The organism is Tumebacillus amylolyticus, from assembly GCF_016722965.1.
Taxonomy (GTDB): Bacteria; Bacillota; Bacilli; order Tumebacillales; family Tumebacillaceae; genus Tumebacillus; species Tumebacillus amylolyticus.
Genome location: NZ_JAEQNB010000001.1, coordinates 861,202 through 887,035 on the forward strand (window position 1 = coordinate 861,202; position 25,834 = coordinate 887,035).

At 58.2% G+C, this 25,834-nt stretch carries 26 protein-coding genes and 1 riboswitch; of the genes, 25 read left to right on the forward strand and 1 reads right to left on the reverse strand.

Going from position 1 to position 25,834, the window contains the following annotated elements; translation table 11 throughout:
* The first annotated feature begins 17 nt into the window (after positions 1 to 17).
* Positions 18 to 205, forward strand: a riboswitch (cobalamin riboswitch).
* Positions 206 to 373: 168 nt separating this feature from the next.
* The 20 genes from cobJ (at position 374) to JJB07_RS04110 (ending at position 19,555) form a co-directional block, all read left to right on the forward strand.
* Positions 374 to 2,089, forward strand: a complete 1,716-nt coding sequence (gene cobJ / locus JJB07_RS04015; RefSeq protein ID WP_201631316.1) for a precorrin-3B C(17)-methyltransferase — start codon at positions 374 to 376, stop codon at positions 2,087 to 2,089.
* Positions 2,090 to 2,106: 17 nt separating this feature from the next.
* Positions 2,107 to 3,048 (forward strand): sirohydrochlorin chelatase, encoded by a 942-nt coding sequence (locus JJB07_RS04020; RefSeq protein WP_201631318.1) that lies wholly within the window; start codon positions 2,107 to 2,109, stop codon positions 3,046 to 3,048.
* Positions 3,045 to 3,830 carry a precorrin-6A reductase gene (gene cobK, locus JJB07_RS04025; protein WP_201631320.1) on the forward strand — a complete coding sequence of 262 codons (786 nt, stop codon included), beginning with the start codon at positions 3,045 to 3,047 and terminating at the stop codon, positions 3,828 to 3,830. Before JJB07_RS04020 ends, cobK begins: the two co-directional genes overlap by 4 nt.
* The gene (locus tag JJB07_RS04030; RefSeq protein WP_201631322.1) at positions 3,820 to 4,476 is read left to right on the forward strand and encodes a precorrin-8X methylmutase; all 657 of its coding nucleotides are present in this window, start codon (positions 3,820 to 3,822) and stop codon (positions 4,474 to 4,476) included. Before cobK ends, JJB07_RS04030 begins: the two co-directional genes overlap by 11 nt.
* A 2-nt stretch (positions 4,477 to 4,478) precedes the next feature.
* Complete coding sequence (locus JJB07_RS04035) at positions 4,479 to 5,609, forward strand: cobalt-precorrin-5B (C(1))-methyltransferase (RefSeq protein WP_201632725.1); 1,131 nt, start codon at positions 4,479 to 4,481, stop codon at positions 5,607 to 5,609.
* The gene (gene cbiE, locus JJB07_RS04040; protein ID WP_201631324.1) at positions 5,575 to 6,813 is read left to right on the forward strand and encodes a precorrin-6y C5,15-methyltransferase (decarboxylating) subunit CbiE; all 1,239 of its coding nucleotides are present in this window, start codon (positions 5,575 to 5,577) and stop codon (positions 6,811 to 6,813) included. Before JJB07_RS04035 ends, cbiE begins: the two co-directional genes overlap by 35 nt.
* Positions 6,810 to 7,538, forward strand: coding sequence for a precorrin-2 C(20)-methyltransferase (cobI, locus tag JJB07_RS04045; RefSeq protein ID WP_201631326.1), 729 nt, complete (start codon positions 6,810 to 6,812; stop codon positions 7,536 to 7,538). Before cbiE ends, cobI begins: the two co-directional genes overlap by 4 nt.
* Positions 7,535 to 8,329: a precorrin-4 C(11)-methyltransferase gene (gene cobM, locus JJB07_RS04050; protein WP_201631328.1), complete on the forward strand. Its 795-nt coding sequence runs from the start codon at positions 7,535 to 7,537 to the stop codon at positions 8,327 to 8,329. Before cobI ends, cobM begins: the two co-directional genes overlap by 4 nt.
* The gene (locus JJB07_RS04055; protein WP_201631330.1) at positions 8,322 to 9,461 is read left to right on the forward strand and encodes a cobalt-precorrin 5A hydrolase; all 1,140 of its coding nucleotides are present in this window, start codon (positions 8,322 to 8,324) and stop codon (positions 9,459 to 9,461) included. Before cobM ends, JJB07_RS04055 begins: the two co-directional genes overlap by 8 nt.
* Positions 9,458 to 10,852 (forward strand): cobyrinic acid a,c-diamide synthase CobB, encoded by a 1,395-nt coding sequence (locus JJB07_RS04060; RefSeq protein ID WP_201631332.1) that lies wholly within the window; start codon positions 9,458 to 9,460, stop codon positions 10,850 to 10,852. Before JJB07_RS04055 ends, JJB07_RS04060 begins: the two co-directional genes overlap by 4 nt.
* Before the next feature lie 4 nt (positions 10,853 to 10,856).
* On the forward strand, positions 10,857 to 11,402 hold the full coding sequence (gene cobO, locus JJB07_RS04065) for a cob(I)yrinic acid a,c-diamide adenosyltransferase (protein ID WP_201631333.1): 546 nt from the start codon (positions 10,857 to 10,859) through the stop codon (positions 11,400 to 11,402).
* 23 nt (positions 11,403 to 11,425) lie between these two features.
* On the forward strand, positions 11,426 to 12,532 hold the full coding sequence (gene cobD / locus JJB07_RS04070) for a threonine-phosphate decarboxylase CobD (RefSeq protein WP_201631335.1): 1,107 nt from the start codon (positions 11,426 to 11,428) through the stop codon (positions 12,530 to 12,532).
* Entirely contained in the window at positions 12,517 to 13,110 is a 594-nt protein-coding gene (locus JJB07_RS04075) for a bifunctional adenosylcobinamide kinase/adenosylcobinamide-phosphate guanylyltransferase (RefSeq protein ID WP_201631337.1), read from the forward strand. Before cobD ends, JJB07_RS04075 begins: the two co-directional genes overlap by 16 nt.
* Positions 13,107 to 13,847, forward strand: a complete 741-nt coding sequence (cobS, locus tag JJB07_RS04080; RefSeq protein WP_201631339.1) for an adenosylcobinamide-GDP ribazoletransferase — start codon at positions 13,107 to 13,109, stop codon at positions 13,845 to 13,847. The genes JJB07_RS04075 and cobS overlap by 4 nt, the downstream gene beginning before the upstream one ends.
* Positions 13,844 to 14,440 carry a histidine phosphatase family protein gene (locus JJB07_RS04085; RefSeq protein WP_201631341.1) on the forward strand — a complete coding sequence of 199 codons (597 nt, stop codon included), beginning with the start codon at positions 13,844 to 13,846 and terminating at the stop codon, positions 14,438 to 14,440. Before cobS ends, JJB07_RS04085 begins: the two co-directional genes overlap by 4 nt.
* Positions 14,437 to 15,945 (forward strand): cobyric acid synthase, encoded by a 1,509-nt coding sequence (locus JJB07_RS04090; protein WP_201631343.1) that lies wholly within the window; start codon positions 14,437 to 14,439, stop codon positions 15,943 to 15,945. The genes JJB07_RS04085 and JJB07_RS04090 overlap by 4 nt, the downstream gene beginning before the upstream one ends.
* Positions 15,932 to 16,600, forward strand: a complete 669-nt coding sequence (locus JJB07_RS04095; RefSeq protein ID WP_201631345.1) for an adenosylcobinamide amidohydrolase — start codon at positions 15,932 to 15,934, stop codon at positions 16,598 to 16,600. The genes JJB07_RS04090 and JJB07_RS04095 overlap by 14 nt, the downstream gene beginning before the upstream one ends.
* A gap of 37 nt (positions 16,601 to 16,637) precedes the next feature.
* The gene (cbiB, locus tag JJB07_RS04100) at positions 16,638 to 17,606 is read left to right on the forward strand and encodes an adenosylcobinamide-phosphate synthase CbiB (protein WP_201631347.1); all 969 of its coding nucleotides are present in this window, start codon (positions 16,638 to 16,640) and stop codon (positions 17,604 to 17,606) included.
* Between the two features lie 36 nt (positions 17,607 to 17,642).
* A complete protein-coding gene (gene cobA / locus JJB07_RS04105) occupies positions 17,643 to 18,392 on the forward strand; it encodes a uroporphyrinogen-III C-methyltransferase (protein ID WP_201631349.1) in 750 nt (249 codons plus the stop codon).
* 89 nt (positions 18,393 to 18,481) lie between these two features.
* Entirely contained in the window at positions 18,482 to 19,555 is a 1,074-nt protein-coding gene (locus JJB07_RS04110) for an FG-GAP repeat domain-containing protein (RefSeq protein WP_201631351.1), read from the forward strand.
* 54 nt (positions 19,556 to 19,609) lie between these two features.
* Here JJB07_RS04110 and JJB07_RS04115 read toward each other — a convergent pair whose 3' ends face one another.
* On the reverse strand, positions 19,610 to 20,752 hold the full coding sequence (locus tag JJB07_RS04115) for a S53 family peptidase (RefSeq protein ID WP_201631353.1): 1,143 nt from the start codon (positions 20,750 to 20,752) through the stop codon (positions 19,610 to 19,612).
* A gap of 314 nt (positions 20,753 to 21,066) precedes the next feature.
* Here JJB07_RS04115 and gatC point away from each other — a divergent pair, with 314 nt between their 5' ends.
* From gatC to JJB07_RS04140, 5 genes are all read left to right on the forward strand, one after another.
* Positions 21,067 to 21,357 carry an Asp-tRNA(Asn)/Glu-tRNA(Gln) amidotransferase subunit GatC gene (gene gatC, locus JJB07_RS04120; protein WP_201631355.1) on the forward strand — a complete coding sequence of 97 codons (291 nt, stop codon included), beginning with the start codon at positions 21,067 to 21,069 and terminating at the stop codon, positions 21,355 to 21,357.
* Positions 21,358 to 21,359: 2 nt separating this feature from the next.
* A complete protein-coding gene (gatA, locus tag JJB07_RS04125; protein ID WP_201631357.1) occupies positions 21,360 to 22,802 on the forward strand; it encodes an Asp-tRNA(Asn)/Glu-tRNA(Gln) amidotransferase subunit GatA in 1,443 nt (480 codons plus the stop codon).
* 15 nt (positions 22,803 to 22,817) lie between these two features.
* Positions 22,818 to 24,263 carry an Asp-tRNA(Asn)/Glu-tRNA(Gln) amidotransferase subunit GatB gene (gatB, locus tag JJB07_RS04130; protein WP_201631359.1) on the forward strand — a complete coding sequence of 482 codons (1,446 nt, stop codon included), beginning with the start codon at positions 22,818 to 22,820 and terminating at the stop codon, positions 24,261 to 24,263.
* A 70-nt stretch (positions 24,264 to 24,333) separates the two neighbouring features.
* Positions 24,334 to 25,236 carry a diacylglycerol kinase gene (locus tag JJB07_RS04135; RefSeq protein WP_201631361.1) on the forward strand — a complete coding sequence of 301 codons (903 nt, stop codon included), beginning with the start codon at positions 24,334 to 24,336 and terminating at the stop codon, positions 25,234 to 25,236.
* Between the two features lie 4 nt (positions 25,237 to 25,240).
* A complete protein-coding gene (locus JJB07_RS04140) occupies positions 25,241 to 25,834 on the forward strand; it encodes a cyclodeaminase/cyclohydrolase family protein (RefSeq protein WP_201631363.1) in 594 nt (197 codons plus the stop codon).

Here is a 25,834-nt window from a genome sequence, read left to right on the forward strand (position 1 = left end):
AAGACTTCATAGAATTGAATAACAACAAACCACAAGGTGCTCGCGAGAGCTGAAAAGGGAAGCCGGTTAGAGTCCGGCACGGTCCCGCCACTGTATGTGAGGAGCGACCTCCAAGTTGCCACTGTACCCCGTTTTTGGGGAATGGGAAGGCGGAGGAAGCGTTGATTCACAAGTCAGGAGACCTGCCTCTGTGTGTATGTCCATCACTTCTTACGGGAGATAGGAGGTATGGCGGTCACGTGACTTTTGGTTGTTCGTGCGCAGGCTTTGGTGCTGTGTGCGGATGTAGAGAGGATAACGGAGGCGCCTTCCTATCGGGGAAGGCGCCTTTTTTTGTTGCGTTGGTTTGGTTTTTTTGGAGAGGAGAGACGGGATGACGACGAGAGGGAAGTTGCTGGTTATCGGTTTTGGGCCGGGGAGTTTCGATCATATCACCGACCGGGCACGGACGGCGATTCAGGAGTCGGATGTGATCATCGGGTACAACACGTACGTCGATTTGATTCGCGGGCTGTTGACCCATCAAGAAATTGTGCGCACGGGGATGACGGAGGAAGTCTCTCGGGCGATTGAAGCGGTTCGCCAAGCCGAGTTGGGGAAAAAAGTCGCGGTGATCTCTTCGGGAGATGCCGGGGTGTACGGGATGGCCGGGTTGGTGTATGAAGTGTTGATCGAGCAGGGCTGGACGGAAGCGACAGGTGTGGAGGTTGAGGTCATTCCGGGGATTTCGGCGATCAACTCCTGCGCGTCGTTGCTGGGAGCGCCGGTGATGCACGATGCGTGTACGATTTCGCTGAGCGACCATCTGACTCCGTGGGAAGTGATTGCAAAACGAGTGGAGGCCGCCGGGATGGGGGACTTCATCGTGGCGTTGTACAATCCGCGGTCGGGTCGCAGAACGCGGCAGATCGTGGAGACGCAACGGATTCTGTTGAAGTACCGTCCGGCCGAGACGCCGGTGGGCTTGGTGAAAAGTGCGTATCGTGCGAGTCAGCAAGTGGTGCTGACGACGCTCGGCGAGATGTTGGAGCATGACATCGGGATGCTGACGACGGTCATCATCGGGAACACGAGTACGAAAGTGTACGACGGCAAGATGATTACTCCACGGGGTTATCAGCGGAAGTACACGCTGGATCGCGCCGAGCAGCCGATTCGCATGAACGAGCGGTTGAAAGAAGAGCACGAGCCGTGGGCGTTGCACGGCGGGGTTTCGGAGGTGCGCGGGAACAAGCAGGCGGAGAGCATTGTGACTGCGGGTGTTGCAATGACCTCGGGAGTTGCAGTGCCTTCGAGCGCGGTGGCTTTGGCAGAAGCTCCGGTTTCGCGGAGCTCGGCAGCTTTGGCGATGGAGGCTGTGTCGCTTTTGGTGAATCGCGGGGTCTTGGAGACGTCTGTGGTGGAGCGCGACGCACGCGTGCAAGGGGCGCTTTTTTCCCAGCCGTTGATCTTGGAAATTGCGGTGTCGCCGGGCGTCGGCAACAAAAAACTGACGCCTAAGCAAATGGCAGTGATGTTAGACGTGGTCGGGGAGGACGGCGAAGTCGAGTACACCCCGCACCATTACGTGATTCTGCGCGTGCCGACCCGCGACCCGGAGTTCGTCTCCGAAGTACTGACCCACGCCGGCATGATCGTCCAACCCATCGGCGACGTCGTCCAACTTAAAGCCTGCGACTTCTGCAACTTGGAAAAAACGGAGTCCCTCCCGCAAGCGGAAGAACTCCTGCAACGCTTCGGCGGCCTCTCCGTGCCCAAAGAGCTGAAAATCGGCTTCGCAGGTTGCGGCATGGCCTGCTACGGTTCGGTCAACGAAGACATCGCGATGGTCTACCGCCGAGGCAAGTTCGACCTCTTTCTCGGAGGCAAAGCGATCGGACGCAACGCCCACCCGGCGCAACGAGTGGCAGAAGGCTTGGAACCGTCCGAACTGCTCTCCGCCGTCGAAGAGATTCTCGCCACGTACAAAGCCAAGGGACATCCCGACGAGCGCTTCCATAAATTCTTCAAACGGGTCGGTGACGTCGCAGGCTTCCACCACGAAGACTACCAAGCACCGCTCGTCATCGAATCCATCTGCGGAGATTGAGAAAGGGGACGGACTTCATGAGTCATGCAATTCTATTGGTCGGACACGGCAGCCGTGTGCAGGAGGGCAACTCCGAGTTGCTCGCTTTTGCCGGTCGCGTACAGGGTCGTCTCGGGGAGAAGTACCCAATTATCGAGACATGCTTTCTGGAATTGACCACGCCGACGATTCCGCAGGGGATTGCCGCCTGTGTCGAGCGCGGAGCAACACGGGTGACGCTGGTGCCGATCATTTTGTTTGGCGCAGGGCACTCCAAAATTCACATCCCGCATGCGATTGACAACGCACGCGAGCTCTACCCGCACGTTGAATTCTCGTATGGAAAACCGATTGGCGTGCATCCGAAAGCGTTGGACATCTTGACAACGCGTGTAGAAGAAGCGGGGTTGGAGCGGGGTCGTCGTGAGGGCGAGCCGCGGACGGACGAAGCGATTCTCATCGTCGGGCGCGGGAGCAGCGATCCCGATGCGAACAGCGACCTTTTTAAAGTGTCGAGGTTGTTGTGGGAACGGACGCCTGTGAAGCACGTGGAGACTTGCTATATCGGCGTGACCGACCCGAACTTTGAAGACGGGTTGAAACGGTGCTTGGCGTTGGGAGCGAAGCGGGTGTATGTGTTGCCGTACTTCCTCTTTACAGGTGTATTGATCAAGCGAATTGAGGATTTCATGGATGTGTTTCGGACGACGTATCCGCAGGTGGAGTTGCGATTGGCGGAATACTTCGGCTTCCACGACGCGTTGATCGATCTGGTGCAAGAGCGGGCCGAAGAAGCGGCGCAGGGCGATGTGAAGATGAACTGCGACCACTGCCAGTTCAGGCTGATGGCGATGGATGAACATCACCACCATCACGACCATGATCATGAGCACGGACATCACCACCATCATGAGCATGAACACGATCATGACCATCACGATCACGAACCTATTCACGCTCATGAGGAGGCCGTAAAATGATCCTCCATCTCGCCGGAACCTCCGACGCCCGCGAACTCGCGGTCCAATTGCGCGAGTCGGGATTTGACTTGACCGCCTCGGTCGTCACCGACAGCGCGGCTCAATCTCTTCAGGAAGCAGGCGTCCCTGTCCGCGTCGGCCGCTTAACCTCCGACGAAATGGTCGCCTACATCCACGAGCACAAAATCCGTGCCGTCGTCGACGCCGCCCACCCGTTCGCAGAGGAAGCTCACAAAAACGCGATGATCGCCACCGAAACGTGCGGCATCCCCTACCTTCGCTTCGAACGCGAAGCACTCACATTCGCCGACAACCCCCTGCTCCACTACGTCGACGACTACGCCCAAGCAGCAGAAAAAGCGGCTGAACTCGGTGGCAACGTCCTGCTCACCACCGGCAGCAAAACCCTGCAAATCTTCACCCAACGCTTGCTCGGCACCCCCGGCGTGACCCTCTACGCCCGGATGTTGCCCCGCCTCGACAACATGGAAAAATGCGCCGAACTCGGCGTCGAACAAAAACACATCATCGCCATGCAAGGCCCTTTTTCAAAGGAACTCAACATCGCCCTCTACCGCAACTTCGCCATCGACGTCGTGGTGACCAAAGAGAGCGGCAAAGTCGGCGCCGTCGATGACAAAGTGGAATCCGCCCTCGAACTCGGACTCCACATCATCCTCATCGGTCGCCCCGGACTTGCGTACGGCACCGTCTACTCGGACTTCGAACCCCTGCTCCACCATCTAACCCACCTGCGAGGAGAGCTGACTCATGGAATTTAACACCGACTTCAAACCGTTGACCGTCCAACCGCAAGAGATCGAGAGCTTGAGTTTTGAAATCATCACCTCGGAGATCGGCGAGCACCCGTTCACCGACGAGCAATACCCCGTCGTCCAACGCGTCATCCATGCTTCTGCCGACTTCGATCTCGGCCGCAGCCTCGTGTTCCACCGCGAAGCGATCACGGCAGGGATTGCGGCGATTCGAGCGGGCAAGCCCGTTTTTGCAGACGTGCAGATGATTCAATCGGGCATCTCCAAACCGCGCATCGAAAAATTTGGAGGCAAGGTCGAAGTCTACATCTCCGACGCAGACGTTGCCGCCGAAGCGAAAAAACACAACCTCACCCGCGCCATCATCGCCACCCGCAAAGCGGTCGCCGAATGTCCGGACGGGATCTTCGTCATCGGCAACGCGCCGACCGCCCTCTTGGAACTGATCCGTTTGGTAAAAACGGGAGAGGCACGCCCCTCGCTTGTCATCGGCATGCCGGTTGGCTTCGTCTCGGCGGCTGAATCCAAAGAAGAACTCGCGAAACTGATCGACGGCGACGTGCCGTTCATCACCAACATCGGACGCAAGGGCGGCTCCCCCGTCTCTGTCGCCGCTCTGAACGCGCTCTCCCTCCTCGCCGAACGAGCATGACCATGAAAGACCCGGAAAAAGACCCGTCGCAGATGCGGCGCGGCTACACCACGGGAGCCAATGCAACCGCTGCGACGAAAGCCGCGTTGCTCGCTCTGATCACACAGGAGCCGGTGCTCTCTGTCGAAATTCTCCTGCCCATCGGCGAGAGAATCGAATTTCAGATGGTGAGCTGCGGCGTAGAAGAACAACGCGTCGTCTGCGGTGTCATCAAAGACGCAGGGGACGACCCGGACGCAACGCATCGCGCGCTCATCCTCGCCGAAGTCTCGTGGGCAGACGGCCACGGCGAAATCGACCTCGACGGGGGGATCGGTGTCGGGCGTGTCACCAAGCCCGGTTTGCCGGTCCCCGTCGGAGAAGCGGCGATCAACCCCGTTCCTCGGCGCATGATTCGCAAAGTGGCCGCCGATCTGCTCAACGAGTACGGCATCACCCGAAGTGTACGCATCGTGATCTCCGTCCCTCAGGGCGTGGAGATCGCCAAAAAAACGCTCAACGAACGCCTCGGCATCGTGGGCGGTATTTCCATTCTCGGCACGAAAGGGATCGTCGTGCCTTTTTCCACAGCGGCGTATCAAGCGTCTGTCGTGCAAGCGATCAAAGTGGCACGGGCGAGCGGTTGCGACCATCTCGTACTCACGACGGGCGGCAGTTCGGAGAAGTACGCGATGAAGCTCTACCCCGAACTCCCGCAGGAGGCGTTCATCCAGATGGGCGACTTCGTCGGCTTCTCCCTCCGTCATGCAAAAAGGCAGGGTGCCGCGCACATCTCGCTCGTCGGTATGATGGGCAAGTTCTCCAAAATCGCCCAAGGCGTGATGATGGTGCATTCCAAATCGGCGCCCGTGGATTTTGACTTCCTCGCAAGCATTGCCGAGAGTTGCGGCGCAACGCCTGAGCTTCTGGATGAGGTCCGTGGGGCGAACACCGCGTCTCTCGTCGGGGACCTCATGCTGGCGGCGGGCCACGAAGATTTTTTTGAAAAACTGTGTCGCCACGCCTCGCGTCACAGTCTCGACGAGGTCGGCGGCGGCCTCCTGGTGGAGACGGTGCTGACGACGATGAAAGGCGAACTGTTAGGAAGGGGTGGCATTGATGAACGAGATTCATGTGATCGGAATCGGGGATGACGGCGCGGCCGGCCTGTTCCCGGCACAGCGAGAGTTGGTCGAGAAGGCCGGTTTGTTGATCGGAGGGGCACGGCACCTCCGTTTTTTCCCGGAGTTTGCGGGGGAGACCTACATCATTACCGGCAAACTGACCGAACTGGTGGACGTCCTCCACGAAAAACGCGCGCAGAACATCGTCGTGCTCGCATCCGGCGACCCGATGTTCTACGGAATCGGAGCGTACTTGAGCAAAAAAGTGCCGGGCCTCACCGTCCACCCGCACTTGTCTTCGATCCAATTGGCCTTCGCCCGTGCAGGTCTCGGTTGGCAAGACGCGCACATCGACTCCCTGCATGGAAAAAGCATCAAGGGCCTCGCCCAACGTCTCGACGGCAAGCCGAAGGTGGCGCTTTTGACAGATGACACCAACACGCCCGCGACGATTGCGTGGTACTTGCAACATTACGGGATGACGGAGTACGAGATGGTCGTCGCCGAGAACTTGGGTAGTGGCGACGATCGAGTGCGCACATTCAAGGACCTGCACGAAGTCGAAGGGCAGGAGTTCTCACCGCTGAACGTCGTCCTCTTGCTGCACAAGCGGGAAGCCCGCGTCCCGCGCTGGACGCTTGGCATCGAAGACGAAGACTTCGCCCAGCGAAAACCGGACAAAGGGCTGATCACCAAGCGCGAAGTCCGCGTGCTCTCGCTGTCTGAACTCAACCTCCGCCCCGACAGCATCGTCTGGGACATCGGCACCTGCACGGCATCCGTTGCCATCGAAGCGGCCAAACTTGCGAATCTCGGTCGCGTCTACGCCATTGAGAAAAACGAAGCCGACCTTGAAAACGCCGAACAGAACGCCCAAAAGTTCCGCACCGATTTGCACCTCTACCACGGAAAAGCGCCGGAGTTTCTCGATACGTGGCCTGACCCGGATGCTGTATTTATCGGTGGCAGCGGCGGCGAAATGTCGGAAGTGCTCCGTCTCGCCTCGGAGCGTTTGCGTCCGCAGGGTCGCATCGTTCTGAACGCCGCGACGATTGAGACTCTCTACGACGCCACGCAGACGTTTGCCAAACTTGGCATGACATTCCGCGTTACACTTTTACAGACGGCGAGAAGCAAGCCGATTCTCAACATGACCCGATTTGAAGGGCTGAACCCGATCTACATCATCACCGCTTGGCAGACTGAAGTTCAAGAGAAGGAGGGAGACGCATGACCGGCACGACGACTGCAACCAAACTCGGCCGCCTCTACGGTCTCGGCGTGGGCCCCGGCGACCCGGAATTGATCACCGTCAAAGCGTTCCGTTTAATGAAGGAAGTCGACGTAATCGCCTACCCCAAGAAACGCATGGGCAGCAAAAGCTACGCGCATCAGATCATGGAAACGTACATCCAACCGGGGGAGAAGGAATTGCTTGGACTCGTCTTCCCCATGACCAAGGACGAGGATGTCCTGAAAGCAAGTTGGGAGAAAACCGCGACGACGATTTGGGAGCATCTCGCCCTTGGCCGTGACGTTGCGTTCGTTACAGAGGGCGATCCGAATCTCTACTCAACTTGGATTCACATGGCGCGCACGATGAAGTCTCTGCATCCCGAAGTGGAGATTCACTCCGTGCCGGGCATCTCGTCCGCACTGGGAGCTGCGTCGCGACTTGGACTGTACCTCGCAGACGGTGACGAGCATTTTGCGATCATCCCCGCCACGGAAGACCGAGAGACGATGCGTCGAGCGCTTGAGAATCACGACACCGTCGTTTTTATCAAAGTGGCGAAAGTCATCGACCTCATGATCGACCTGCTCTCCGAACTGAACCTTGATAGAAACGCCTCCGTCGTCACCAAAGTGACGTCCGGCGAAGAACAAGTCTGGTTGGACATCCACGAGTTGAAAGGGCAGGAGTTGAACTATCTCACCCTGTTGGTGGTGCGCAAATGACCCTCGAACCGAAAGTGTACATCGTAGGAGCAGGTCCCGGCGATCCTGATCTGATCACCGTGAAGGGCTTGAACATCCTGCAAAATGCCGATGTCGTCCTCTACACCGACTCCCTCGTCAACGACGAACTGATCGCCCGCGCCAAACCGAGCGCCGAAGTGTTGAAAAGCGCCGGCATGGACCTCGACGAAATGGTCGCCCTGATGATCGACCGCGTGCAGCAGGGCAAAAGCGTTGCTCGCGTCCATACGGGGGACCCGGCGATCTACGGCGCGATCATGGAGCAGATGAGTTTGTTGAAGGGGGCGGGGGTGTCGTATGAGATCATTCCGGGCGTCTCTTCCGTCTTCGCATCGGCGGCCGCGTTGCAAGCGGAGTTGACGATTCCCGAACTGACCCAGACGCTGATCCTCACCCGTGCAGAGGGACGGACTCCCGTGCCGGACTTGGAAAAACTCACCGACCTTGCCAAGCACAACTGCACCATCGCGTTGTACCTCAGTGCGACGCTGACGAAAAAAGTCATGGGCGAGCTCTTCGAGGCCGGTTGGACGGCAGACACGCCGATCGCGGTCGTGCAACGAGCGACTTGGCCGGATCAAAAAATCGTCCGCACGACGCTCGGCGAACTCGACAATGCGATGCGCGAACACAACATTCGCTCGCACGCGATGATCTTGATGGGCTGGGCGCTCGACCCGACGCTGGTCGATCAAGGCGGACACCGCTCCAAACTGTATGACAAGGAGTTCACCCACCGCTTCCGCAAAGGGGTGTCGTCCAATGTCTAACCCCTACGCCATCGTCGCCATCACCAAGCACGGGGTGGAAGCGGCACGCAAGTTGCAGGAGAAGTTGCCCGGTTCGGACCTCTATTATATGAAGAAATTCGAACAGGGCGATGAGGGGGAGCGTGGCATTCAGCTCTTCGAAGGTTCGGTGCGGCTGATCTTGCCCGACCTGTTTCAGCGGTACACGGGGATCATTCAATTCATCTCGCTCGGGGCTGTCGTTCGGATGATCGCCCCGATCTTGCAAGATAAAAAAACGGACCCCGGCGTCGTGGTCGTCGACGACCGCGCGCAATTCGCCATCTCCGTTCTCTCGGGGCATCTCGGCGGAGCGAACGAATTGACGCGCATCGTGGCAGACTTGCTCGGAGCAACTCCTGTCGTCACCACAGCGTCCGACGTGCAGAAGACGATCCCCGTCGATCTCTTCGGTCGGCAGTTCGGGTGGCAGATTGAGAGCTTTGAGCGAGCGACCCCCGTTTCGGCAGCGGTGGTCAATGAGGAGCCCGTTGTGATCGTGCAAGAGTCGGGGGAGGAGAATTGGTGGAGTTTTGACAAGCCGCTGCCTGACCATTTCCGAGTCGTAGGCTCGGCAGACGAAGCGCTTGAACTTCGCACAGAATGGCCGTGGAACGCGGCGTTGGTCGTGACACATCGCCTGCTTTCCACCGAGCAAGAGTTGGCACTGCTCGCAAACGGCGTCCTCTACCGCCCGAAGAACATCGTCCTCGGCATCGGTTGCAACCGTGGCACGTCGCTGGAAGAGATCGAGTCTGTCATCACCGACACGCTCCAAGAACTGAACTTCTCCCCAAAAAGTGTCCGCAACATCGCGTCCATCGATCTGAAAAAAGACGAGCAAGGACTCCTCGATCTCTGCGCCAAATACGGCTGGGGCTTCGACACGTACACGCCCGCTGAGCTAAATGAAGTTCCACTGGCGAACCCGTCAGATACGGTTTTCAAATTCACGGGAGCTTACGGAGTCAGCGAACCTGCGGCACGCCTGTCCTCAGGCGCTTCGGAGTGGGTGCTTGAAAAACGGAAGTCGGGCAACGTCACCATTTCTGTAGCCATCGTGCCAAGCAGTCCGATTACCTCGCAACTCGCAGGAGGTGTCGCCACGTCATGACGCAAACTCAACTTCACCACCGTCCGCGTCTCGTCATCGGCGGCACGGGCAGCGGGGTCGGCAAAACGACCGTCACACTCGGCCTGCTCGCCGCTTTTAAGAGACGGGGTCTCCACGTCCAAGGCTTCAAATGCGGCCCCGACTACATCGATCCGAGCTACCACACCGCCGTCACAGGCCGCCCGTCGAGAAACCTCGATACGTGGATGACGACGCCTTCGATCATGCGCGAAGTGTTTCTGCGCGGTTCCCAAGACGCCGACCTCTCGATCATCGAAGGCGTCATGGGCTACTACGACGGCAAAGACCCGCGCACCAACCAAGGCAGCACCGCTGAAATCTCCATGCTTCTCCAGGCCCCGACGATTCTGCTCGTCAACATCGCGAGCATGGCACGCTCCGCCGCCGCCATCGTCAAAGGCTTCTGCACCCTGACCGAAGGCGCACCCATCGCAGGGATCATCGCCAACCAAGCGGGCAGCACCGGACACATTTCGCTCGTGCGCACCGCCATCGAGCAAGAATGCGGCATCCCCCTGCTGGGAGGCTTCACGAGAACGCCGGGCATCGAAATCCCGGAACGACATCTCGGTCTCATCCCCGCCGTGGAGCGCGGCGAACTGGAGCCGCTTTTTCAAAAACTGGCCGACCTCGTCGAAGAGCATCTCGACCTCGACCGAATTCTCACCATCGCCCAAAGCGCACCGCCGCTTGCTGAACCGGAGGCTCCGCACCTCTTCACAACGCCCGCCGCGAGCACGGTAAAAATCGCCGTCGCCCGCGACGCCGCGTTTAACTTCTACTACGCGGAGAACTTGGAGTTGTTGGAGCAGTTGGGAGCACAGCTTCACTTTTTCTCCCCGCTTGCCGGAGAAAAAGTTCCCGCGGACGCCGATGCTCTCTATCTGGGCGGAGGCTTCCCCGAGGAATTTGCCCGCGAGTTGCACCACCACGCAGAGGTTCGTGCCGACCTCTACACCCGAATTTCAGACGGACTCCCGACCCTCGCCGAGTGCGGAGGCTACATGTATCTCTGCAACTCGATCACCGACCGCGCGGGAGAATCCTACGAAATGGTCGGCCTGATCCCGTCCGACGTGCAGATGCAAGACCGTCTCGCCGCACTCGGGTATCGAGAAGCGGCGGCCGCCACGCAGCACTTTTTATTGGAAGCGGGGGAGCAGGTGCGTGGACATGAGTTCCACTACTCCACCTCGACCGAATCGGCACCCAAAGCCTACGTCACCAAAGGCATGCGCGGACAAAAAGAGGAGGGCTACACCACTGCCAACCTCGTCGCCGGCTACACGCACCTCTACTTCCCGTCGAACCCCGGCGTCCCGCGACGCTTCGTAGAAGCCGCGACCACGTACCAAACAAGGAGGGCCTAACCGCATGGATCGCACTCGACGACGGGGCATGACCCTCGTCTACACAGGAGATGGCAAAGGAAAAACCACCGCCGCCCTCGGTCTCTGCCTCCGAGCTGTCGGACGGGGCTACAAAGTGCTCGTCCTGCAATTCATCAAAGGCCCGCAACGCACCTACGGGGAAAAAGAAGCCCTCGCCGCCCTCGGCGTTGACATGCGCCAACTCGGCATCGGCTTCACTTGGACGAAAACGCCGGAGGAGCACCGAACCGCGCTGGCGGAGGCTTGGCGAATCGTGCAAGCGGAAGTCCGTTCCGGCGACTACGACGTGGTGGTGCTCGACGAACTGAACAACGCGCTCGCCATCACGAAGTTTCCCATCGACGACGTGCTCCCGCTCCACGAAGTTCTCGACCTGATCCGCACCCGCCCGTCCTACACGCATCTGGTGATCACGGGACGCGATGCAAAACCCGAAGTGAAAGAACTGGCCGACTTGGTCACGGAGATGCAACCGCTCAAACATTACTACGACGAGGGCATCCCTGCGGTGTACGGAGTCGAGTTTTAAGTGAAGAGGAGGAGAAACGAAGCGTGACCCAGTCTGAACCCATCGAAACATTCGGCCACGGCGGCGACCTCTGGACGGCCGAGAAGCGCTTGGGCGTGCCGCGTGAGAAGTTGTTGGATTTCAGCGCCAACATCAACCCGCTCGGCCCGCCACCCTCGGTCTGGCAAGCGATCCACGACAACCTCGCCACGATCACAGCCTACCCCGACGCCAAATCCCGCGAACTCAAGTCGGCCCTCGCCGCCCGCTACCACCAATCTGTGAAAAAAATCTCGGTCGGCAACGGCGCCGCCGAGATTCTCTATGGCATCCTCCGTACCTTGCTCCCGAAAACGGTAGGGTTGGTCTATCCCTGCTTTTCCGAATATGCAGAGTCGGCCGCTGTCGTCGGAGCGAAGTTGCACGGCGTGTATGCCCGCGAGGAGGATGATTTCGTCCCTTCACGGACGGAATTGCTGGCAGCGTGTGAGGAAGTGGACGTGTTCATCGTGGGACATCCGAACAACCCGAACGGTCGATTGGTGCCGATGGAGTGGCTCCGGGAGATGGCGGTGCGATTGCGGGAGCGGGAGCGTTTTTTGCTGGTGGATGAAGCGTTTCTCGATTTTGTACCGGAGGCTCCGACTCTGTTGCAGGAGTTGGAGGAGTTTCCGAATGTGATCTTGTTGCGCTCGATGACGAAGTTTTTCTCGATTCCGGGTCTGCGGCTTGGATTTGCTTTTGCATCGCCTGAGCTGACGGAGCGCATCGAGCGGGAACTGCCTCCTTGGCGTGTGAATGCTCTCGCGCAGGGAGTTGGCATTGCGGGAGTGCAGGACCATGACTTTGAAGCGAGGACGGTCGAGTGGTTGCGCGAGGAACGGCCATTTTTACGAAATGAGTTGGAGGCGTTGCCGGGCGTGAAGACCTACGGAGGTCTGGTGAACTTCGTGCTGTTTCGCTGTGAGACGCCGGATTTGCAAGAGAAAGTCGGGCGGCTCGGCGTGCTGATCCGCAATTGCGCGGGGTATCCGGGGCTTGGCTCGGGGTATTATCGAGTGGCGGTGCGGTCGCGCGAGGAGAATTTGCGCTTGTTGACCGCTTTGCAGCAGGCAATGCTGGAGGAGGTTCCGACATGCCCTACACCCTAATCACAGGCGGCGTTCGTTCTGGAAAAAGCGCCTTTGCCGAACGTCTGGCAGGCTTGTCACGACGGGTGCTCTACGTCGCCACGGGTCAAGTCTGGGACGGGGAGATGGAGAAGCGTATCGACTTGCATCGAGAGCGGCGTCCGGAAATTTGGGGGTTGCTTGAAGTGCAGGAGTCTCTGGTGGAGCCTGTGCTGGCAGAAGTGGAGGCGGGCCGGTGGGAAGCGGTGCTCGTCGACGACCTCTCCACATGGGTGAGCACGATCTTGCTCAACTTGCCGGAGGAGGAGTGGCGGTCGGAAGCGACTCGGGAACGCCTATTTAATGAAGCGCGACGATTGGCAGAGGCGTTACAGGCAAGTTCTGTCCTTACTGTGCTCGTCACCAGTGAGACGGGGTTGGGTGGAGTGGCCCTGACTCCGCTGGGTCGTGCCTTTCAAGACTTGCTTGGCGAGGTCAACCAGATCGTGGCGGCGAAGGCAGAGGACGTCTATTTCGTCATTTCTGGACGACCGTTGAAGCTCCCGCAGTTGGAAGAGGCGGTGGAGCATCGTTCCTCGGGCGGGGGGTCGGTCGTATGAATGCCTTTTTTCATGCAGTCGGCTTTCTCACACGATTGCCTGTCCCGAAGAACCTCAAAACGGAAGCGTGGAGCAAGAGTCCACCGTGGTATCCCTTCGTTGGGCTGATCATCGGGAGTTTGCTTGCTTGTATCAGCTACTACCTTCCCTTCATCGCTCCGCCCGCCGTGACCGCGTTGTTGCTCCTCTCACTCTGGGTGTTTCTCACAGGAGGCTTGCATCTCGACGGATTGATGGACACGGCGGACGGGTTTGGCAGTTATCGGAGCAAGGAACGAATTCTCGAGATCATGAAGGATTCGCGAGTCGGGGGAATGGGCGTGCTCGCCGCGATCTTGGTGCTCGGCAACAAGGCAGCGGCGCTTTTTGCTCTGCAAGGGCAGGGTCAGTTCCTCGTCATCGCGTTGGTGGCGGCTCCGCTGATGGGACGGTTAGTGATGATGATGGCGTTGTACGGATTCAAGTACGCTCGTGAAGACGGCTTGGCGCAAAGTTTGCGGACGGAGTCGCGGGTGGAGGGTTGGGTGGTTTTCTTTTTCACACTGATCGTGTGCTTGCTGGTCGGAGGTTGGGCAGCCCTGCTCGTGTGTGCGGTGACTGCAAGTGCCTGCGGACTTCTGATTTCTTCCTCTCTTCGCAAGATCGGGGGACTTACGGGAGATGTATACGGGGCTCTGTGTGAAGTGACGGAAACGGTCGTCCTGCTCACCCTCTCCGTTGTGGGGCACTGGACATGACGCACGTACTTTTCGTCCGCCACGGTGAAACGGACGGCAACGCCCGCCGTCAGTACATCGGGCGTACAGACCTGCCGCTGAATGAGAAGGGCGTTGAGCAGATTCAACGTCTGCAAGAGAAGCTGTCGTTGGAACTTCGCGAGGTGGCTCAAGTGTTTCACAGTCCTTTGATGCGCACGACGCAGACAGCGGCGCTTTTACTCGGGAACGACTTGCTTGCTCATGCAGACCCTCGACTGGCAGAACTCGACTTCGGGGAGTGGGAAGCGAAGTCCTACAACGACCTCGAAGCTGAGTACCATGACCACCTCTGGCGCTGGTACGACGATCCTTGGAACGTCGCCCCGCCGAATGGCGAAACTTTGCAAGACCTTGACGCCCGACTGACTGCTTGGCATGAATCCATCGTTCGCTCCATCGGCACAACGCTCGTCGTCTCGCACGGCGGACCGATTCGCTTGTGGTATGCGAAGTACGTTTTGCAAGAGTTGACCCGCTTTCACTCCCTGCACCTCCCGCCGGGCGGTTTCGTACACGTGCGCCGCACGGGGGATGGATGGCAGCTCGTACAAGGAGAGATCACGGCCCCATGAAACAAATTCAAGCACTCATGATCCAAGGCACCTCGTCGGACGCCGGCAAATCCCTGCTCTGCACGGGATTGTGCCGCATTTTAAAGGAAGACGGGCACAACGTCGCCCCCTTCAAATCGCAAAACATGGCGCTCAACTCCTACATCACCTCCGACGGCGGCGAAATCGGGCGGGCGCAAGGTGTGCAAGCGGAAGCGTGCGGGTTGGAAGCGACGGTGGATATGAACCCGATTCTGCTCAAACCCAAAGCGGAGATGACGTCCGAAGTCATCGTACACGGCAAGCACTTCGCCGATCTCGAAGCGTTCACGTACCGCAACGAGTACGTCCCGCGCGTGCTCCCGAAAGTGCAAGAGTCGATCGACCGGCTCGCCGCGCAATTCGACGTGCTCATCGTCGAAGGAGCGGGCTCCCCCGCCGAAATCAACCTCAAAGACCGCGACATCGCCAACATGCGCATCGCCGACATGCTGGACTGCCCGGTTTTGTTGGTGGCCGACATTGAGCGCGGGGGTGTTTTTGCTTCGTTGGTCGGGACGCTGGAATTGCTCGACCCGCACGAACGAGCTCGCGTGAAGGGCTTTCTCATCAATAAATTCCGGGGGCGCAAGGAACTGCTCGACTCCGGTCTGGAGTGGTTGGAACAACGCACAGGCATTCCCGTTCTCGGCGTAATTCCGCACTTTGATCATGGCATCGACCCGGAAGACTCGCTCGCTCTGGAATCCTTGCGACTCAAAGCGCGAGACCGCACAGATGCCGACCTCGACATCGCGGTGATCAAACTCCCGCGCATCTCGAACTTCACCGACGTCGCCCCGTTGCAAGAGGAACCGGGTGTCAACGTCCGTTTCGTCTCGTCGGCCCGCTCCCTCGGCAAGCCGGACTTGATCCTCCTCCCCGGAAGCAAGAACACGGTGGAAGACTTGCTCTGGCTCCGACACACAGGTCTCGCCGATGAGATTCTCTCGCGTCGCAAGGCAAGCGTCGTCGGCATCTGCGGTGGATTCCAGATGCTCGGTGAAGTTCTGCATGACCCGGAAGGCGTGGAGTCTGTGCATGCGCAAGTGCCGGGACTCGGCTTGTTGCCTCTGGAAACCACCTTTCTCGCGGAAAAAAAGACGATCCGCAACAGCGGTCGCCTTTTAGCAAAAGCCTTCTCCGAGCACGAGGTGGAGGGCTACGAAATCCATCTCGGTCGCACGTATCGCAAATCGGGGGAGCCGTTCTTGCAATTCCAATCGGGCGAGTACGACGGCGCGGTTTCTACAGACGGTCGCGTGGTTGGCACCTACTTGCACGGTCTCTTCCAAAACCGCGCTTTCACCCGCGACTACCTCAACCACCTGCGCGTGAAAAAAGGTCTCGCCCCGCTCCTCGGAGCTGTCGAGACCGAATCCCAGCGTCGGGAAAAAAGCTACGCGGCCCTCGCCGCGCATCTTCGCAAGCATGTGGACCTGGAGCGGATCTACGAGATCATCGGAGGTGCGCATGTCTTGGATTGATCGAACGGTGAAGGACGGTGCGCTGATTCTCAGCGGACAGCGGCCTTTTTACACGCTGAGTTCGTCGTTGCTCGGCGGGGGGCTGAGGGAGAAACGGTATCTGCTGAATGTGCAAGTGCCGCACGGGTACATGTCGGACGATCCGTGGTTGGATTTGCAAGGCAAGGTGGAGGGATTGGGATTGCCACTGGAAGAAACCGTCGCGATGATGACCGCGGCGGATGTGGATCAGGTCGTGGAGTGTTTCGCGGTGGGGTCGGAGTTTCAAGTGCGGGTCTTCGTCACGGCGGGAGTTGGCAATGCGGCACGGGCCGGGGTGAAGCGCAAGACGTATCCCGGCTACCGTGCGGGGACTATCAACATCATCGTCGCGATGGACGCCCGACTGACAGACGCCGCGCTGGTGAATGGCCTGATCACCACCACAGAAGCCAAAGCGGCGGCCCTGCAAGACCTCGGAGTCACCGACCCTCAGGGAAACATTGCGACCGGCACGACGACAGATTCAGTCATTCTCGCGACGACGCAAAACCCTGAGTATAACGGCATCCACCAATACGCCGGCGTCGCAACCGAACTTGGCAACGCCATCGCCGTCTGCGTCTACGATGCGCTGACCGCCTGCCTCTCGCCAAGAGGGGAGTCAGTCGAATGAGCACCACGGTTCTTTTTTCTAGAAGGGAGGAGGTCCGATGAGTACCACTGTCCTTTTTCCTATCGTGATTCTAGGTCTTGCCTATCTCGTTGACCTTCTGGTGGGCGACCCTGGTTGGTTTCCGCATCCGGTTGTGATCATTGGGAAGTTCATCTCTCGCCTCGACCGCTTGCTGCGACGTTCGTCTGACAGCAAACTCATCGCCCGGCTCAAGGGCTGCCTGTTCCCGCTCTTGATCGTCGGCGGCACGTACTTCATCACGTACGAACTGCTTCATCTCGCCGCACTTCTCTCCAAGTGGCTTGCCTACGCGTTGGAAGTCTGGTTGATTTCCACCACCATCGCCACCAAAGGTCTCGCTGCAGCAGGACGGGGCGTGTACGAAGCATTGAAATCGGGCGACCTGCCCTTGGCACGCCAACGACTTTCTTGGATCGTCGGTCGCGACACCGAGCACCTCGACGAGGGCGAAATCTCACGCGGAGGCATCGAAACCGTCGCCGAAAACATCGTAGACGCCGTGACCTCCCCGCTTTTCTACGCATTTCTCGGCGGGGCTCCGCTGGCGATGGCGTATCGAGCTGTCAACACCCTCGACTCCATGGTCGGCTACAAAAACGAAAAATACCTCCATCTCGGCTGGGCCTCCGCCCGCCTCGACGACCTGGCCAATTATCTCCCGGCGAGGCTGACGCTCCCGTTTCTCGTTGCCTCCTCTCTTATTCTGAAGTATAATGGTAGGAATACTTGGTTTATAACGTTGCGCGACGCAGCCAAGCATCCCTCCCCGAACAGCGGAATCGCAGAAGCGGCCGTCGCAGGTGCTTTGGATATACAGCTTGGCGGACACAACACATACGGAGGTGTCACTTCGTTTCGGGCCAATATGGGAGACCGAACGGTTGACATCGCGCCCACACATATCTTGCAGACCATTCGTCTGCTCTACCTCACGACGGCGTTGTACCTCATCGTGTTGCTGGCGGTGAAGGGGCTCCTCTGGTAGACCGAGATGAACAGGAGTATAGGAGGAGGAATCCCAATGGCAGGAAAAGTCTACTTGGTAGGCGCAGGACCCGGTGACCCGAAACTGATCACCGTGCGCGGCATGGAATGCATCCGAGAAGCGGACGTGATCGCCTACGACCGACTGGCGAATCCGAAACTTTTAGAATACGCAAGACCCGACGCCGAAGTGATCTACGTCGGCAAACTGCCCGACCGCCACTCGCTCCCCCAAGAGGAAATCAACGCCCTGCTCGTGAAAAAAGCGCTCGACGGCAAAATCGTCACGCGCCTCAAGGGCGGAGACCCGTTCGTTTTCGGACGCGGCGGCGAGGAAGCGACGGAACTCGCAGAGAACGGCATCCCGTTTGAAGTCGTTCCCGGCGTCACAGCGGGAATTGCAGCGCCTGCCTATGCCGGAATTCCGGTTACGCAACGCCATGTGGCGTCCTCCTTTGCAGTCGTTGCCGGACACGAATGCCCGGGCAAGGAGCAATCGAGCATCCGCTGGGACAAAATCGCGACGGCGGTCGACACGCTCGCTTTTTACCTCGGGATCAAAAATCTGCCGCTGATCTGCGAGCAGTTGATCACCCACGGACGCGACCCGGAGACGCCGGTTGCGATCATCCACTGGGGCACGATGCCGGAGCAACGCACGGTCGTCGGGACGTTGACGACCATCGTGGACATCGCACGTGACCAACAAATTGAGAACCCCTCGATCATCCTCGTCGGCGAAGTCGTGAACGTCCGCGAGAAGATTCGCTGGTTTGACACGAACTAATTTTTAAAATACCAAGCTCAGCGCAGAGTTGCGCTGAGCTTTTTTTCAATACCCGCATACACTGAAGAGAACATGTGAGGTGTATGCCTATGCAATTTACGATCATCCCCGACAATCTCTACGGGGCAACGGCGAGGGTCAATGGGAAGTGGTTGGGCCTCGTGGACGCACGCCCGATTACATTCACCATGCCGGACCAGGGCGAGTTTTACCTGCTGCTGGAACTCACTCCGCTCCAACCCGACCCGTCCGGCGACGTCTTCGTTCTGCCCATCACACGTGTCGTCCACATTCGCGACGGTGAACTGCTTGCACCTGCCACCGAGCCCGACGGCTATCTGCACTTGCGCCGCACCGCCAAGGGCACCGAAATTCACTACATCTACCCCAAACTCGACGCCCCTCTGCGCAATCTCGAAACCCTCCCGCGACCTGTGCAGATCGAATCGATCGACCTCGACCATGACGCCCGTCTCGACGCCGTCGAAATCTACGCCACCAACCGAAGCGGCCACATCCGCATCCGACTTGCCGACGGACAACTTCTGTACGAAGACGTTGTGCCCGATCCGAAACTGCGCGTCGAACTCGCCGATCTCAACCGCGACGGACGACCGGATGTGCTGATGTTCTGGACCGACCCGGAGGAGCAAGACCCGCTCCTCGCTCCCAAACTCCAGCTGTGGGAATCGCCGGAGGGGAGCCTCGACATTTTTACCGGATTCACGGGCGTGAAGCGGATTGGCGGGGGAGACGTCCTGTTGGAACGTACTCGCACGACGCCATTTCTCGCAGTCACCGACCTGATGCGCTACACCCGCCAACCAACAGAATCGGCGCACTTCGTCCCCGTCCGCCGCGAAGAGCAATGCCTGCAACGCGCCACTTCTATAGAAGAAACTGCCGAAGCCTACCTCACCGCCCTCGAACTCCAAGACGAGATCGGTGCCGAACACTACCTTTCCCACGGCACCAAACCGAAACTTCACCCCTTCTACGCCCACCACATCGACGGCGTCAAACACTCCACCCTCCAAGCCACCCTCTACCACTGGATCTACCCCAACTTCTACGACGGGGAAAAAAAGCTCCACTTCGAGTTCGCCCACCATCCCGACAAATGGAGCGACTGGAAAATCACCCGCGTCGTATCAAGCACATAGAAAAAAAGGTCCTCTCCACGAATGGAGAGGACCTTCTTTTTTACAGCCTGTCCCTTACGGAGCCGAGATGAGCGCCGGAATGAAGAGGTTTGCTTTCGGCGTGCCGTTCCCGGTGACGAGGTCGTAGCCGACCAGCGCCGGGTTGCCGTTGGAGCCGGTGGTGACGTCGTTGTAGTTTGCAGCGCCGATCGTGTACAGGTCGGTGATCGCTTGCGTGTTGGACAACTTGTTCGTGCGGGATTGGTCAGCCAGCGCGATCAGAGCGGAAACCATCGGAGCGGACAGCGAGGTGCCGCCGACTTGGAACCAGCCGCTTTGACCTTGGTCGCGAGTGGAGGAGTAGACTGCTGCACCGGAGTTCGGGTCAGCATCCATGCCGATATCCGGAATCCCGCGTTGGGTGCCGACGACGCCCGTTACGTTGGATTGGTAAGACGGACGAGCTACGTATTGAGAAAGGCCGCCGCCGGAGGAAGTCCAAGCGGATTCGCCGAGGTAGTTGCCTGCGGTGTCGTAGGAGAGCTTGGTGCCGCCGACCGACATGATATACGGGGAAGCAGCCGGCCATTCGCGTTGACCGCCGGTGTCACCGGCAGATGCTACGTAGACGACGCCGTTTGCTTGGAAGTGCGAATCATAAGAAGCTTGCGTGGAGAACTCGGAAGAACCCCAAGAGTTCGAAACGACGACAGCGCCGTGTTGGGTTGCATAGTCTTCTGCAGCGATCAGGTCGGTGAGGGAAGCGGACTTCGCTTCAACCAACATGATGTTTGCTTTCGGAGCCAGAGCGTGAGCCCACTCGACGTCGAGTGCGGTTTCCAGCGCCCAGCCGCCGTCCGTTTTCGCTACGCCCATGTCCACCACGTTCACGGTGGAGGAAGCGATGCCGAATTGTTGGGAGAATACGTTCAAGTCGTTTTGAATGGTCGGAGAACCATATGCATCCACGATTGCGATCGTTTGACCGGAACCGTCGTTTGCGAGCTGGTCAATGCCATATGCATGACGCATTTGTTGCGGAGTAACGCCGGATGTGTAAGTCGAAGATGCGTTGTCTTTGATCTTGATGTTGGTGTGAGCCAGAACCATCGGTGCGAGGGTCTTGGATGCATCGACAACCGGAGCAGCGCCGGCCATCAGCGGCAACATCGACAGGGCAGTTGCACTCATTGCGACATTTGCGAGAAGCTTTTTCATTACGGTAGAACCTCCCTTTATTTATGAGAATTTCGGGACGCGTCATTAATTTCATTACATCGCGTCCTTGAACTCATAATAGCAAGGAGTTATGAGGAAGTCAAGAATTATTCTGAAAATTTTTTAATTAAAGTTCTCTTTTTGTTTAATATACGTTTTTGTATTCCTAAAAAAACAGCTCGACGTTTCGGTCGAATGAGTGCGTGTTTTCTTTCCTTCATTGGTGGTAAAAATGGGATTGTGATATAATTGCTAGATATCAATAGAATGAGTTGCCTTTTTAGAAAAGGGTTTTCATAAATGGAGGTGTTCTCATGAGCATCACAGTGAAAGAAGTTGAACATATCGCCCATCTGTCCCGTCTGGCGCTCACGGATGAAGAGAAAGTCAAGATGGCGGACACGCTTGGCAAGATTCTCAACTTTGCCAACGAATTGCAAGAATTGGACGTTGAAAACGTGGCTCCGACGACACACACGCTTCCTTTGAAAAACGTCCTGCGCGAAGACGAAGCGCGCACGTGGATGACACAGGAACAAGCACTGTCTCACGCACCTGATCAAGAACACGGTCAATTCAAGGTTCCGGCCGTGATGGAGGGTTGATGATGTCACTTCTAAACGCTTCGATTCGCGACTTACATAAGAAGATTCAAGACCGTGAAATCAAACCGTCCGAGCTGGTCAGCGCTTCTCTTGAGCGCATCTCGGCGACCGACGTGAAAGTCCGCGCGTTTCTCTCCGTTCATGGAGACGTTGCACTTCAACGTGCCACGCAACTCGATGAGGTTCCGGTCGATGCAGGTCTGCTCTATGGCATTCCGAGCGCAATCAAAGACAACATGAACACCAAGGGCTTGCCGACGACCTGCGGGTCGAAGATCTTGGAGAACTACGAGTCTGCGTATGACGCGACCGTCATTTCCAAATTGAACGACCACGGTTCGGTGGTTGTCGGCAAAGCGAACATGGACGAGTTCGCGATGGGGTCGTCCGGCGAAAACTCCGGCTTCTACCCGACGCACAACCCGTGGGACCTCTCCCGCGTGCCGGGCGGGTCTTCCTCCGGTTCGGCTGCAGCTGTGGCGGCGGGACAAGTTCTTTTTTCGCTGGGTTCTGATACGGGCGGCTCGATTCGTCAGCCGGCTTCGTATTGCGGGGTGGTCGGTCTCAAGCCGACGTATGGCCTCGTGTCTCGATTCGGCCTCGTTTCGTATGCGTCTTCGTTCGACCAGATCGGCCCGTTGACGCAGAACGTCGAGGACAACGCGATCGTTCTCCAAGCCATCGCGGGTCATGACAGCTACGATTCGACGTCTGCAAACGTCTCGATCCCGGACTACCTCGCCGCTTTGACGGGCGACATCAAAGGTCTGCGCATCGCGCTCCCGCAGGAATACTTCGGAGAAGGCATGGACGCAGGCGTTCGAGAGCAAGTGGAAAAAGCGATCAAAACCCTCGAAGGACTCGGGGCAACCGTGGGCACCGTCTCACTGCCGCATTCCAAGTACGCCGTTGCGGCTTACTACTTGCTCGCACCGGCGGAAGCATCTTCGAACCTCGCCCGTTTTGACGGAGTTCGCTATGGGCTGCGCGTGGAAGGCGAGAACTTGATCGACATGTACAAGCGCACCCGTGCGGAAGGCTTCGGCGAAGAAGTGAAAAACCGCATCATGCTCGGCACCTATGCGCTGTCTTCGGGCTATTACGACGCGTACTACCTGCGCGCCCAGAAAGTTCGTACCTTGATCAAACAAGACTTCGACCAAGTCTTTGAAAACTATGACGTCATCCTCTCCCCGACGGCGCCGACCACGGCGTTCCCTCTGGGTGTGAAAAATGACGACCCGGTAACGATCTACCTCAACGACATCTACACCATCCCGGTCAACTTGGCGGGCATCCCGGCGATTTCGGTTCCGTGCGGGTTGGCGGACGGTCTTCCGGTTGGTGTGCAATTGATCGGCAAAGCGTTTGACGAATCCACGCTGCTGCGCGTCGCCCATGCTTTCGAGCAAGTGGCCGGCTTCACGGCACGTGCGAGCTTGTAAGGAGGGAAGCGACCTATGACGACCACCACGTCGAAGTACGAAACCATTATCGGTTTGGAAGTTCACGTCGAGATGAACACGAAGTCGAAGATTTTCTGCGGTTGCTCGGCGGAATTCGGCGCACCTCCGAACACCAACGTCTGCCCGATTTGCCTCGGGTATCCGGGCGTGCTCCCGGTGCTCAACCGCGAAGTGTTGAACAAAGCGATGAAAGCCTCGCTTGCTCTGAACTGCACGATCACCCCGGATTCGAAGTTCGACCGCAAAAACTACTTCTACCCGGACTCTCCGGATGCGTATCAGATTTCGCAATTCGATAAGCCGATCGGTCAACACGGTTGGGTGGAGATCGAAGTGGACGGGTATACCAAACGTATCGGCATCAACCGCGTTCACATGGAGGAAGATGCAGGCAAGTCCACGCATGCTCAGGATGGACTCTCCACGCTCGTCGACTTCAACCGCGCCGGTGTTCCGCTGATCGAGATCGTCTCGGAGCCGGACATCCGCACGCCGGGGGAAGCCAAAGCGTATCTGGAAAAACTCAAAGCGATCATGCAATACTGCGAGATCTCCGACTGCAAGATGGAGGAAGGCTCGCTTCGTTGCGATGCCAACATCTCGTTGCGCCCGTGGGGGCAGGAGAAATTCGGCACCAAGCGCGAGTTGAAGAACATGAACTCCTTCAACAACGTCAAAAAAGCGCTGGAGTACGAACAAGCCGCGCAGGAAGAAATCATCGAGTCGGGCGTCCTCATTGAACAAGCGACGCTTCGTTGGGACGATGCTGCCAACAAAACGCACGTCATGCGTTCCAAGGAAGACGCGCACGACTACCGCTACTTCCCGGAGCCGGACCTCGTGCAATTGGAAATTGACGAGGCTTGGATTGCCTCTGTGCGTGCGACGATCCCGGAACTTCCGGCTGAGCGTAAGGAACGCTACCAGAGCGAGTTCGGGTTGCCGTCCCACGATGCGGAAGTCCTGACCGCGTCCAAGCGTGTCGCGGACTTTTTTGAAGCCACGGTTTCCAAGGGTGTGGAAGCGAAGACCGTGTCGAACTGGATCATGGGCGACTTGCTTGGCTATTTGAACTCGAACAACTTGGAGCTCACCGAAGTGCCGCTCAAACCGGAACAGCTCGGTGCGATGATCAAGATGATCGAGGGCGGGCAGATCTCGACCAAGATCGCGAAGGACGTATTCAAAGACATGCTCCAAACGGGCAAGGACCCGGACGTCATCGTGCAGGAAAAAGGCCTCGTGCAGATTTCCGACGAGGGCGAGCTGCTCAAGATCGTGGACGAAGTGCTCGCCAACAACCCGAAAATCGTCGAGGACTTCAAGGCCGGCAAGGAAAAAGCGCTCGGTGCGCTCGTCGGCCAAACGATGAAAGCCACCAAAGGCAAGGGCAACCCGGGCCTGCTCAACAAGCTGATCCTCGAACGTCTGAACGCGTAACCGCATGACCGAAAAAACCCCAAGCCCGGCTTGGGGTTTTGTTACGGTAAGTCACAGGAGGTGTCGCACCATGCGACCACGTGCACGATTAATATACAACCCGTCGGCAGGCAAAGAAGCCCTGCTCCATTCGGTTCCTCACATCTTGGATTATCTCGAGCAGGGGGGACTTGAAGTCTCAACTTCTATGACGCACGGACCCAACGACGGCGTGGCGGCGGCGAAGCAAGCGTGTGAGGAAGGATTCGATCTCGTGATCGCGGCCGGTGGAGACGGCACGATCAACGAAGTGATCAACGGACTGTCCCAGATGGAGAAACGCCCGACGCTTGGCATCTTGCCGGGCGGGACCACCAACGACTTGGCGCGTGCCTTGCGTTTGCCGCGCGACTTGCGCAGTGCGTGTGAGATTATCTTGCAAGGCCATCGCGTGCCGCTCGACGTCGGTCGAGTGGGGGATGGTTTTTTTATCAACATCGCAGGTTGCGGGCGCTTGACGGAGATCACGTATGAAGTGCCAAGCAAGCTCAAGACGCACTTGGGGCAGTTGGCGTACTATGTGAAGGGCTTGGAGAAGTTGCCGTTTCTGAAACCGATTGAGATCGACATCGACTCGCCGGACTTTGCGTATGAGGGCAAAGCGATGCTCTGCCTGATTGCGAACTCGAATTCGATCGGCGGATTTGAGAAGTTGGCGCCCAATGCGAGCTTGCACGACGGCGTTTTTGACGTAATCATCGTGAAGCCGTGCAAGATGCCGGAGTTGATTCGCCTCGCGACACTCGCACTGCGGGGAGAGCATCTGAACAGCGACCGTGTGATCTACTTCCACACAGACCGCTTGACGGTGTCTTCGCCGGAGGAAGTGGAGTTGAACTTGGACGGGGAGTACGGCGGCCCGTTGCCGCAGGAATTCGCCTGTCTGAAACACCACTTGGAAGTGCTGGTCGCCAAGCCGGAACTGGAGGCGTAGAAGGATGAGTGAACAACCTCGTTCCCGCGCAGGTCGTTTCGTCGACGAACCGTTCCCCGAGCTCTGCGATTGGGTGGCACATCCCGATGTGCCGAGCCCGGCCGGTGGCACGGTGACAGCTTGTTGCGCCGCGCTTGCCGCTTCCTTGGCAGAACTCATCGCCCGCGTGACTCGGAATCGTCTGGCACGTCAGGGACAAACTGATACAGAGATGGAAAAAATCCTCGCCGAAGCCAACAGCTTGCGTTCGAAGTTGTTGGAGTACGGCGAAGGGGACGTCTATGCGGCTGCGAAGATTATCAAAGGAGACCTCGCAGCTTGCGTGCGCAAGGACGTTGGCAGCCCCGCGAAGATCGCCGGCACGACCGTGAAGTTGTTGCGGTTGCTGGATGGCTTGGGGCTGAAAGTCCCGAAGCACTTGCACAGTGATTTACGAGTGGTGATGTTTCTGTCGCATGCCTGTGTGTTTGCGATCTGCGAAATTGCAGAGGCGAACATCAGGATGGCAGGCGGGGCGGACGACGCCCTGCAGGAACGAATCGACCGCTGGCGTCAAGAAGCGAACGACTATCGAGACCGCGTTCTCGCGCAAACATAA

Coding starts and splice junctions, on each gene's coding strand:
- cobM (WP_201631328.1), top strand. CDS start 7,535: ATGACCCTCGAACCGAAAGTGTACATCGTAGGAGCAGGTCCCGGCGAT.
- JJB07_RS04090 (WP_201631343.1), top strand. CDS start 14,437: ATGAAACAAATTCAAGCACTCATGATCCAAGGCACCTCGTCGGACGCC.
- JJB07_RS04035 (WP_201632725.1), top strand. CDS start 4,479: ATGAAAGACCCGGAAAAAGACCCGTCGCAGATGCGGCGCGGCTACACC.
- JJB07_RS04135 (WP_201631361.1), top strand. CDS start 24,334: ATGCGACCACGTGCACGATTAATATACAACCCGTCGGCAGGCAAAGAA.
- cbiB (WP_201631347.1), top strand. CDS start 16,638: ATGAGTACCACTGTCCTTTTTCCTATCGTGATTCTAGGTCTTGCCTAT.
- JJB07_RS04110 (WP_201631351.1), top strand. CDS start 18,482: ATGCAATTTACGATCATCCCCGACAATCTCTACGGGGCAACGGCGAGG.
- JJB07_RS04115 (WP_201631353.1), bottom strand. CDS start 20,752: ATGAAAAAGCTTCTCGCAAATGTCGCAATGAGTGCAACTGCCCTGTCG.
- gatB (WP_201631359.1), top strand. CDS start 22,818: ATGACGACCACCACGTCGAAGTACGAAACCATTATCGGTTTGGAAGTT.
- JJB07_RS04030 (WP_201631322.1), top strand. CDS start 3,820: ATGGAATTTAACACCGACTTCAAACCGTTGACCGTCCAACCGCAAGAG.
- cobO (WP_201631333.1), top strand. CDS start 10,857: ATGGATCGCACTCGACGACGGGGCATGACCCTCGTCTACACAGGAGAT.
- cbiE (WP_201631324.1), top strand. CDS start 5,575: ATGAACGAGATTCATGTGATCGGAATCGGGGATGACGGCGCGGCCGGC.
- cobK (WP_201631320.1), top strand. CDS start 3,045: ATGATCCTCCATCTCGCCGGAACCTCCGACGCCCGCGAACTCGCGGTC.
- JJB07_RS04075 (WP_201631337.1), top strand. CDS start 12,517: ATGCCCTACACCCTAATCACAGGCGGCGTTCGTTCTGGAAAAAGCGCC.
- gatC (WP_201631355.1), top strand. CDS start 21,067: ATGAGCATCACAGTGAAAGAAGTTGAACATATCGCCCATCTGTCCCGT.
- cobI (WP_201631326.1), top strand. CDS start 6,810: ATGACCGGCACGACGACTGCAACCAAACTCGGCCGCCTCTACGGTCTC.
- cobS (WP_201631339.1), top strand. CDS start 13,107: ATGAATGCCTTTTTTCATGCAGTCGGCTTTCTCACACGATTGCCTGTC.
- cobA (WP_201631349.1), top strand. CDS start 17,643: ATGGCAGGAAAAGTCTACTTGGTAGGCGCAGGACCCGGTGACCCGAAA.
- JJB07_RS04055 (WP_201631330.1), top strand. CDS start 8,322: ATGTCTAACCCCTACGCCATCGTCGCCATCACCAAGCACGGGGTGGAA.
- JJB07_RS04085 (WP_201631341.1), top strand. CDS start 13,844: ATGACGCACGTACTTTTCGTCCGCCACGGTGAAACGGACGGCAACGCC.
- JJB07_RS04140 (WP_201631363.1), top strand. CDS start 25,241: ATGAGTGAACAACCTCGTTCCCGCGCAGGTCGTTTCGTCGACGAACCG.
- cobJ (WP_201631316.1), top strand. CDS start 374: ATGACGACGAGAGGGAAGTTGCTGGTTATCGGTTTTGGGCCGGGGAGT.
- JJB07_RS04060 (WP_201631332.1), top strand. CDS start 9,458: ATGACGCAAACTCAACTTCACCACCGTCCGCGTCTCGTCATCGGCGGC.
- JJB07_RS04020 (WP_201631318.1), top strand. CDS start 2,107: ATGAGTCATGCAATTCTATTGGTCGGACACGGCAGCCGTGTGCAGGAG.
- gatA (WP_201631357.1), top strand. CDS start 21,360: ATGTCACTTCTAAACGCTTCGATTCGCGACTTACATAAGAAGATTCAA.
- JJB07_RS04095 (WP_201631345.1), top strand. CDS start 15,932: ATGTCTTGGATTGATCGAACGGTGAAGGACGGTGCGCTGATTCTCAGC.